Origin of the sequence: Micrococcus sp. APC 4021 (genome assembly GCF_030407635.1) — a bacterium.
Lineage (GTDB): Bacteria > Actinomycetota > Actinomycetes > Actinomycetales > Micrococcaceae > Micrococcus > Micrococcus luteus.
In genome coordinates this window covers 1-9,075 of the sequence record NZ_JASDCZ010000093.1, presented here as the reverse complement: position 1 = coordinate 9,075, position 9,075 = coordinate 1, and the positions used below count along the sequence as shown (strand labels likewise).

Annotated in this window: 6 protein-coding genes and 1 pseudogene; 2 read left to right on the top strand and 5 right to left on the bottom strand. The window is 72.6% G+C overall.

All coding sequences use genetic code 11. The features are described from left to right. On the top strand, positions 1-1,464 hold a 1,464-nt coding region (locus tag QL983_RS08625), incomplete at its 5' end, for an MFS transporter (RefSeq protein ID WP_290152323.1). A gap of 16 nt (positions 1,465-1,480) precedes the next feature. Here QL983_RS08625 and QL983_RS11455 read toward each other — a convergent pair. The 4 genes from QL983_RS11455 to glyA all read right to left on the bottom strand — a co-directional run bounded on the left by QL983_RS11455 (position 1,481) and on the right by glyA (position 6,689). After that, entirely contained in the window at positions 1,481-3,370 is a 1,890-nt protein-coding gene (locus tag QL983_RS11455) for an ABC transporter permease (RefSeq protein WP_326847678.1), read from the bottom strand. Positions 3,371-3,373: 3 nt separating this feature from the next. Beyond that, positions 3,374-4,360, bottom strand: a complete 987-nt coding sequence (locus tag QL983_RS08610; protein ID WP_010079358.1) for an ABC transporter ATP-binding protein — start codon at positions 4,358-4,360, stop codon at positions 3,374-3,376. 129 nt (positions 4,361-4,489) lie between these two features. Further along, the gene (locus QL983_RS08605; protein WP_144824697.1) at positions 4,490-5,401 is read right to left on the bottom strand and encodes a bifunctional methylenetetrahydrofolate dehydrogenase/methenyltetrahydrofolate cyclohydrolase; all 912 of its coding nucleotides are present in this window, start codon (positions 5,399-5,401) and stop codon (positions 4,490-4,492) included. Between the two features lie 7 nt (positions 5,402-5,408). After that, complete coding sequence (glyA, locus tag QL983_RS08600; RefSeq protein WP_060974380.1) at positions 5,409-6,689, bottom strand: serine hydroxymethyltransferase; 1,281 nt, start codon at positions 6,687-6,689, stop codon at positions 5,409-5,411. A gap of 227 nt (positions 6,690-6,916) precedes the next feature. On the opposite strand from glyA, the gene QL983_RS08595 reads away from it, so the two are divergent. Continuing rightward, complete coding sequence (locus tag QL983_RS08595) at positions 6,917-8,431, top strand: catalase (protein WP_041102947.1); 1,515 nt, start codon at positions 6,917-6,919, stop codon at positions 8,429-8,431. Between the two features lie 105 nt (positions 8,432-8,536). On the opposite strand, the pseudogene QL983_RS08590 reads toward QL983_RS08595, so the two are convergent. Continuing rightward, positions 8,537-9,075: pseudogene (locus tag QL983_RS08590) on the bottom strand (hypothetical protein); the annotation flags it as partial.

The window sequence follows — 9,075 nt, the reverse complement described above, 5'->3', positions numbered from 1 at the left end:
GGGGCCTTCACCCCTGACCAGCGCTGCATCCTCACCGCACTGCTCATGCCGCTCTTCCTCGCGTTGATGAGCGTGTCCGTGGTGAACGTGGCGCTGCCGGCCATCGAGTCGGGCCTGGACGCCACGAGCGCGGATCTGCAGTGGGTGCTGGCGGGGTACACGCTGACGTTCGGCACCGTGCTCGTGGCCGCGGGCCGCGCCGGCGACCTGTGGGGGCGCAAGAACCTGTTCCTGGCGGGCATCACGCTGTACATGCTCGGCTCCCTGCTCTCCGGCCTGGCCGGGGACACTCTGCTGCTCAATGCCGGGCGCCTGCTCACGGGCCTGGGCGCGGGCGTGTTCAACCCCCAGGTCATCGGGTTCATCCAGTCGAACTTCCACGGCCGCGCCCGCGGGCGGGCCTACGGGCTCTTCGGCACCGTGGTGGGCCTCGGCGTGGCCGTGGGGCCCCTGCTCGGCGGGCTGTTCCTCGGCGCGTTCGGCCCCGAGTGGGGCTGGCGCTCCACGTTCCTCATGAACGTGCCCGTGGGCCTGGCCGCCGTCGCGATGGGCGCCCTCTGGCTGCCGCCGCCCACCCGCGTGCACGGCCTGCCCCCCGCCCCCGGACCACGCGGGATCGCCGCGCTCGATCCGGTGGGCGCCCTGCTGCTCGGCGCCGGCGGGGTGAGCCTCATGGTGCCGTTCATCGTCCCGGGCACCGCCTGGCTGCTGGTCCTCGCCGCCGCGCTCGTGACGGCGTGGTGGCTGTGGGAGAAGCGCGTGAAGGCCCGGGCGTCGGCCACCGGCGTGCAGCCCATGGTGGACCCGGCCCTGTTCCGGCGGCCGTCCTTCACGATCGGCGCGCTCGAGTCCACCATCTACCTGGCCACCATGCCGGCGGTGTTCGCGATCGTGGCGATCTTCCTGCAGCGCGGCATGGGGTTCACGCCGCTCGAGGCCGGCCTCGTGGGTCTGCCCGGCGCCGTCGTCGTGGCCTCCCTGTCCCCGTGGGTGGGTTCGATGGTGCAGCGGCGGGGGCCCGTGCTCGTGCTGCTCGGCGCTCTGGTGGGCCTCGTGTCGCTGGGGGTGCTCGCGCTCGCGTTCGAGCGCAGCGCGGCCGGCGCGTGGTCGCCGTGGATCGTGGGGGTGGGGCTGATCGTGCAGTCGGCCTCGCAGGCCCTGCTGCTCACCAGCACGCAGGTGCTGATGATGGACGACGTCGCCGGCCACGAGGCGGGGGCGGCCGGCGGCGTCGCCCAGACGGCGCAGCGCCTCGGCACCGCCCTGGGCCTGTCCGTGGTGACGGGCGCGTTCTTCGCGGCCCTGGCCGGCGCCGCCGGCGAGAGCGCCGGTCCGCCGTCGGCCGCGGCGTACGCGCACGCGGCCTCGACCGCCATGGGCATGGTGGCCGTGTGCTGGGCGCTCACCGCCGCGGTCGCGGCCCTGGACGTGGTCCGGCGGCGCCGCGCCGCGCGCGCGGCCTGACCGGCCCGCGGGGGCCTCAGCGCAGGAACAGCGCGCCGAGCCGGCGGGCGGCGAGCCACACCCCGACGCCGGCCATCACCACGAAGTAGAGGACGTGGCCGGCGGTCGCCCAGCTCAGCACGCCCACCGCGAGGGCGCGCATCATCTCCACGGCGTGCCACAGCGGGAACACGCGGATCACCCACTGGATCGGCTCCGGGTAGACCGCGAGCGGGAAGAACGTGGCCGAGAACAGGAACATGGGCATCAGCACGATCTGGACCCAGTCCATGTGCTGGAACGTCTTCATCCAGCTCGTCACCGCCATGCCGAGGGAGGCGAAGCCCAGCGCCACGAGCAGGGCGCCGGGGATCATGAGCAGCGCCGTCCACGAGGTGACGAGCCCGGCCACGGTCATGACGATCAGGAAGCCGACCGCGTAGATCAGCCCGCGCAGCAGCGCCATCGCGATCTCCCCGAGCGCCACGTCCAGCGGGCCCAGCCGCGTGGAGAGCATGGTCTGGTACGTCTTCGCGTAGCGCAGCTTGAAGAACACGTTCCACGTGGAGTCGTAGATGGCGCCGTTCATCGCCGAGACCGCCAGCAGTGCGGGGGCGAGGTACATGCCGTACGGGACGGGGGTGCCATCCGGGCCGGCCACGTCGCCGACCAGCGCACCGAGACCCAGTCCCAGGGAGGCCAGGTAGAGCACGGGCTCGAAGAACCCGGAGAAGAACACCACCCAGTTGTTGGACTTCAGGGACAGGAACGCCCGCTCCATCACCGCGCGCACGTTGCCCGAGTACGCGCCGGCCAGCGGCCCGCGGCGCACGGGGATCTCGGGCAGGGGCGGCACGGCGACGGCGTGTTCCCGCACCACCGACGACGACGGCGCGGCCGGGTCCGCCTGCGCGGCGGCGGGTGCGACGTCGGCGCGGGCGGCCCCGGTGCGCGCGGCACGGCGGCCCAGGCGCGGGGCACGGCGGCCCAGGCGCGGGGCACGGTCCCGACGGGCGGCCGTGCCGGCGTCGCGGTCCGGGGTGCCGCGGACCCAGCCGAGGCGGCGCGTGTAGATCCGCACCGCGAGCCGGGCCCCGCCGAGCGCGAGGGCCAGCAGGAACGCCACGTGCACCACGGTGAGCCAGGCCGGCTCGGCCATCCCGTAGGAGAGCATGCGGCCGAGCTGGGCGGCATGCCACTGCGGGGAGAGCCAGCCGATCCAGCGCAGCCACACGGGCAGTACGTCCAGCGGGTAGAAGGTGGCGGAGAACAGGAACAGGGGCATGACCACGAGCCGCTGCAGGGTGGCGAACTGGCCCTTGTCCTCCTTCAGGGAGGCGGCGAACGCCATGATCGGCGCGCCGACGGCGAGCCCGCCGAGCGTGGCGGTGAGGACCTGCACCCATGCCCACGGGCTCGAGACGACCCCGAACGCCAGCATCACCAGCAGGAACACGGCAGCCTGGAACACGAACCGCAGGCTCACGGCCGCGAGATGGCCCAGGGCGATCTGCGCCGGAGACAGCGGAGTGGCCTGCGCGGCGTAGTACGTGCGGTGCCACTGGAACCCGCCCATCACCGGGTAGGAGAACTCGACGGACGCGGTCATCAACGCGCCCGAGGCCAGCAGCGCCGGGGCGATGAACGCGACGTAGGAGACCCCGCCCAGGGCGTCCTGCGGCATCCCGCCGCCCATGAGCTGGGCCAGGCCCAGGCCCATGGCCAGCAGGTAGAGCACGGGCTCGCCGAGGGCGCCGACGATCAGCACCGCGCCGTAGCGGCGCATGTTCCGCAGCTGGTGCTCGGCGAAGTACAGGGCGCCGCGGCGCTTCACGCGCTCCGCGGACTCGGCGGCGGTGTGCGGCGGGCGCAGCGGCCCGGCGGGCGAGGCGGGGCCGGGGGCCGTCGTCGTGGTGGGGGACGGCACGGGTCAGTCCACCAGGGTGCGGCCGGTGAGGATGAGGAACACGTCCTCGAGGCTCGCGCGGCGGGTCAGCGTGGTGACGGGGGCGGGCAGGGCGCCCTCGTCGACGAGGCGCTGCACGACGTCGTGCAGGTCGTCCGCGCGTCGGGCGTAGACGAGGACGCGGTCCGGGAGGACCTCGACGCGGTGCACGACGCCGTCACCTGCGTGGGCCTGGACGGTGCGGGCCGCGGCCTCGTTGCGGTCCGCGCCGAAGCGCGCCTCGAGGACCTCGCGGGAGGCGTGCTCGCGGATGAGCTCGGCGGGGGTGCCGGCGGCCATGATCTCGCCGCCGTCGACCACGACGAGCCGGTCGCACAGCTGCTCCGCCTCGTCCATGTGATGCGTGGTCAGCAGCAGCGTGGTGCCGCGTTCCTTGAGCCGGTAGAGGCGGTCCCACAGGATGTGGCGGGCCTGCGGGTCCAGGCCCGTGGTGGGCTCGTCGAGGAGGAAGAGGGCCGGCTCGTTGACCAGGGCGCGGGCGATCACCAGCCGGCGCTTCATGCCGCCGGAGAGGTCGGTGACCTTGGCGTCCGCCTTCTCGGTGAGCTGGGCGAAGGCCAGCAGCTCCTCGGCCTTGGGCCGCAGGTACGAGTAGGGCAGGCCGAAGTAGCGGCCGTAGATCAGGATGTTCTCCCGGGCGGTGAGCTCCTCGTCCAGGTTGTCCTGCTGCGGCACCACGCCCAGGCGCGCACGGACGGCCGGCCCGTCCTCCTCCGGGTCGATGCCCAGGATGGTCAGCTCGCCCGCGGTGCGCTGCGAGGTGCCCGCGAGCATGCGCATGGTGGTGGACTTGCCCGCGCCGTTGGGGCCGAGCAGGCCGAAGCACTCCCCGGGGCGCACGTCCAGGTCGATGCCCTTCACGGCGTGGAACTCGCCGTACTGCTTGCGCAGCCCACGGGCACGGATGACGGAGGCGTCGCCGGGGGACGCGTGCAGAGTGGTGTGACTCACAAGGCGACAGCATAGGCGCACCACCCGCCCGGACGCGCGCCGCCCCCTCGGCGACGAACCCTGCGATATGGCCCCCATCCGGGGTGGATGGGGGCCATATCGCAGGGTTGGTCGCGGGAGTGGGAGAGGTCAGGCTCCGGCCCGCTCCCCGGCCCAGTCCTCGCCGTCGGCGGCGCGCTCGGCGGCCTCGACGACGTTCGCCAGCAGCATGACGCGGGTCATCGGCCCGACGCCGCCCGGGTTCGGCGCCATCCAGGCCGCCTTCTCCTTCACGGCCGGGTCCACATCGCCCAGGACGCGGGACTTCCCGTCCTGGCCGGTCACGCGCGAGACGCCCACGTCCAGGACGATCACGCCCTCCTTGACCTGCTCCGGCTTCACCATGTGGGCGGAGCCGGCGGCGGCGATCACGACGTCGGCGCTCGCCAGCAGCTCGTCGAGGTTCGTGGTGCCGGTGTGGGCCAGGGTCACGGTGGCGTTGACCTCGCGGCGGGTGAGCACGAGGCCGGCGGGCCGGCCGATGGTCACGCCGCGGCCGATCACGAGCACGTGCTTGCCGGCCAGCTCCACACCGTGGTGGCGCAGCAGCTCGACGCAGCCGGCCGGGGTGCACGGCAGCGGCGAGTCCAGCTCGCCGCCGACCGAGGCCACGAGCCGCCCCAGGTTCATGGGGTGCAGGCCGTCCGCGTCCTTGTCCGGGTCGATGGCCTCGAGCACCTTCTGGGTGTCCACGTGCTTCGGCAGCGGCAGCTGGACGATGTAGCCCGTGCAGGCCGGGTCCTCGTTCAGCTCGCGCACGACGTCGAGGATCTGCTCCTCCGTCGCGTCCGCGGGCAGCTCACGCTGGATGGACTCGATGCCCACCTCGGCGCAGTCGCGGTGCTTGCCCGCCACGTACTTCTGCGAGCCGGCGTCCTCACCCACGAGCAGGGTGCCGAGGCCGGGGGTGCGCCCACGCTCGGCGAGGGCGGCCACGCGGCCGCGCAACTCCTCCTTGATCGCGGCGGAGGTGGCCTTGCCGTCCAGGACCTTCGCGGTCATCGGCGGCTCACCAGCCCTCGAGGCCGTCGTACAGCGGGAAGTCCTCGGTGAGCTTCACGACGCGGGCGCGCAGCGCCTCCACGTCCGGGCTCGGCTTCAGCGCCTCGGCGATGACGTCGGACACCTCGCGGAACTCGGCCTCGCCGAAGCCGCGGGAGGCCAGCGCGGGGGTGCCGATGCGCAGGCCGGAGGTGGTCATCGGCGGACGCGGGTCCCACGGCACCGAGTTGCGGTTCACCGTGATGCCGACCTCGTGCAGGATGTCCTCGCCCTGCCTGCCGTCCAGCTGGGACTCGCGCAGGTCCACCAGGACCAGGTGCACGTCCGTGCCGCCGGTGAGCACCGAGATGCCGTGCTCGGCCATGTCCGGGGCGGTCAGGCGCTCGGCCAGGATCTGCGCGCCGGCCAGGGTGCGCTCCTGCTTCTCCTTGAAGTCCTCGGAGCCGGCGATCTTGAAGGCCACGGCCTTGCCCGCGATCGCGTGCATCAGCGGGCCGCCCTGCTGGCCCGGGAACACGGCGGAGTCGATCTTCTTCTTCAGCTCCTCGGTGGAGAGGATGAAGCCCGAACGGGGGCCGGCGAGGGTCTTGTGCACGGTGGAGGAGACGACGTCGGCGTGCGGCACCGGGTTCGGGTGCAGGCCGGCGGCCACGAGGCCGGCGAAGTGGGCCATGTCCACCCAGAGCCGGGCGCCGACCTCGTCCGCGATCGAGCGGAAGGCGGCGAAGTCGAGCTGACGGGGGTAGGCGGACCAGCCGGCCACGATCACCTTCGGCCGGGCCTCGAGGGCCTTCTCGCGCACCTTGTCCATGTCGATGCGGTGGGTGTCCGGCTCCACCTCGTACGCGGCGATGCTGTAGTTCTTGCCGGAGAAGTTCAGCTTCATGCCGTGCGTCAGGTGGCCGCCGTGCGCCAGGGACAGGCCCATCATCGTGTCCCCGTGGTCCAGCAGCGAGGTCATCACGGCCACGTTGGCCTGGGCGCCGGCGTGCGGCTGGACGTTGGCGTGCTCGGCGCCGAACAGGTCCTTGGCGCGCTGGATGGCCAGGTTCTCGGCCACGTCCACGAACTCGCAGCCGCCGTAGTAGCGGCGGCCCGGGTAGCCCTCCGCGTACTTGTTGGTCAGCACCGAGCCCTGCGTCTCGAGGATGGCGCGCGGCACGAAGTTCTCCGAGGCGATCATCTCGAGCGTGCCCCGCTGGCGGCCGAGCTCGTCCGCGAGCGCCGCGGCGATCTCCGGGTCCACCTCGGCGAGGGGCTGGGTGTTGATGTCGGGCGTCTGCGTCACGGGGGTTCCCTTCGAACGGGGGTCTGTGCGGCCGGAAGGCTCCGGTGCCCTCCATCCTAGTGACCAGGCGCCGTCGTCGGGCCTGCGCGACGGCGGCCCGCGGCCCCGGCGACCGACCCCGGCACCCGGTTCTTTTGACTGATTCAGAAATATGCCAAGATCGGGGATGACGCCGCCCACCGCGCCGATCGGTGCGCGGCCGACGTCGATCGACGAAGGAGAGTTCCATGACGGAGTACCAGAAGACGACCCCGCACGCGACCGGTTCCACCCGCCAGAACGGCGCCCCGGCCGTCAGCGACCGCCAGTCCCTGACCGTGGGCAGCGAGGGGCCCATCGTCCTGCACGACACCCACCTGCTGGAGACCCACCAGCACTTCAACCGCATGAACATCCCGGAGCGCCGCCCGCACGCCAAGGGCTCCGGCGCCTTCGGCGAGTTCGAGGTGACCGAGGACGTGTCGAAGTACACCAAGGCCCTCGTGTTCCAGCCCGGCACGAAGACCGAGACCCTCCTGCGCTTCTCCACCGTGGCTGGCGAGCTCGGCTCCCCGGACACCTGGCGCGACGTGCGCGGCTTCGCACTGCGCTTCTACAGCGAGGAGGGCAACTACGACATCGTCGGCAACAACACCCCGATCTTCTTCCTGCGCGACCCGATGAAGTTCACCCACTTCATCCGCTCGCAGAAGCGTCTGCCGGACTCCGGCCTGCGCGATGCCACCATGCAGTGGGACTTCTGGACCAACAACCCCGAGTCGGCGCACCAGGTGACCTACCTGATGGGCCCGCGCGGCCTGCCCCGCACCTGGCGTGAGATGAACGGCTACGGCTCCCACACCTACCTGTGGGTCAACGCCCAGGGCGAGAAGCACTGGGTGAAGTACCACTTCATCTCCCAGCAGGGCGTGCACGGCCTCTCGAACGACGAGGCCACCAAGATCGCCGGCGAGAACGCCGACTTCCACCGCCAGGACCTGTTCGAGTCCATCGCCAAGGGCGACCACCCCAAGTGGGACCTCTACATCCAGGCGATCCCCTACGAGGAGGGCAAGACCTACCGGTTCAACCCCTTCGACCTGACGAAGACGATCTCCAAGAAGGACTACCCGCGCATCAAGGTCGGCACGCTGACCCTGAACCGCAACCCGGAGAACCACTTCGCGCAGATCGAGTCCGCCGCGTTCAGCCCGAGCAACACCGTGCCGGGCATCGGCCTCTCCCCGGACCGCATGCTCCTGGGCCGCGCCTTCGCGTACCACGACGCCCAGCTGTACCGCGTGGGCGCCCACGTGAACCAGCTGCCGGTGAACCGTCCCAAGAACGCGGTGCACAACTACGCCTTCGACGGCCAGATGTGGTACGACCACACCGGCGACCGCTCCACCTACGCGCCGAACTCCAACGGCGACTCCTGGTCGGACGAGACCGGCCCGGTGGACGACGGCTGGGAGGCCGACGGCACCCTGACCCGCGAGGCCCAGGCCCTGCGCGCGGACGACGACGACTTCGGTCAGGCCGGCACCCTCGTCCGCGAGGTCTTCTCGGCCCAGGAGCGCGAGGACTTCGTGGAGACCGTGGCCGGCGCGCTGAAGGGCGTCCGCCAGGACGTCCAGGCCCGCGCCTTCGAGTACTGGAAGAACGTGGACGCCACGATCGGCCAGCGCATCGAGGACGAGGTCAAGCGCCACGAGGGCGACGGCATCCCGGGCGTCGAGGCCGGCGGCGAGGCCCGCATCTGACGGCTCCTTCCCCCGGCGGGCGCCCGCGCGGGCTCCGCTGAACGCGCGGCGGCCGCTCCCTCACACGAGGGGGCGGCCGCCGTCGTCGTGGGGCGGTTGTTCCGGTCAGCGCTTGCCCCAGCGGCGCTCCTGCGCCTGGGACAGCTTGTCCTTGACCACCTTCACGACCGTGTCCTTGGCGGGCACGGCCACGTTGTCCCGCAGCGGGACGGCGACCTTGTCACGCACGGTCTCGAACGCGGAGGCCGCCACGGCGCCGACCTGGGCCAGCTTCGACTCACCCTCGGCGTCCGAGGCTCGGGTCTCGTCGCGGTCCGCCCGCAGGTCCGGGAGGGCGGCGCCCTCGGTGTCGTCCTCGGCGGGCTCCTCATCCGTGGGGGCGGAGGAGGTGGAGGTGTCCGGGGCCACGGTCGTGGGCGTCGACGACGTCGGTGCGGCGGTCCCAGCAGTCCCGGCGGCTGCCGCCGACTGGGCGGCGCGGGCCTCGCGGCGGGTCGCCGGGGTGGCGTCCTCCGCACGGCCGGACGAGGCCGCGGTCGGATCCAGCTCCGGGGCGCCGCCCAGGGGCGTGGCCGGCGTGGTGCCGGCGTGGGTCTCCGGGGCCTCGGCGCGACGGGTGGGCGGGGCGGCCTCGAGCGGCGGGC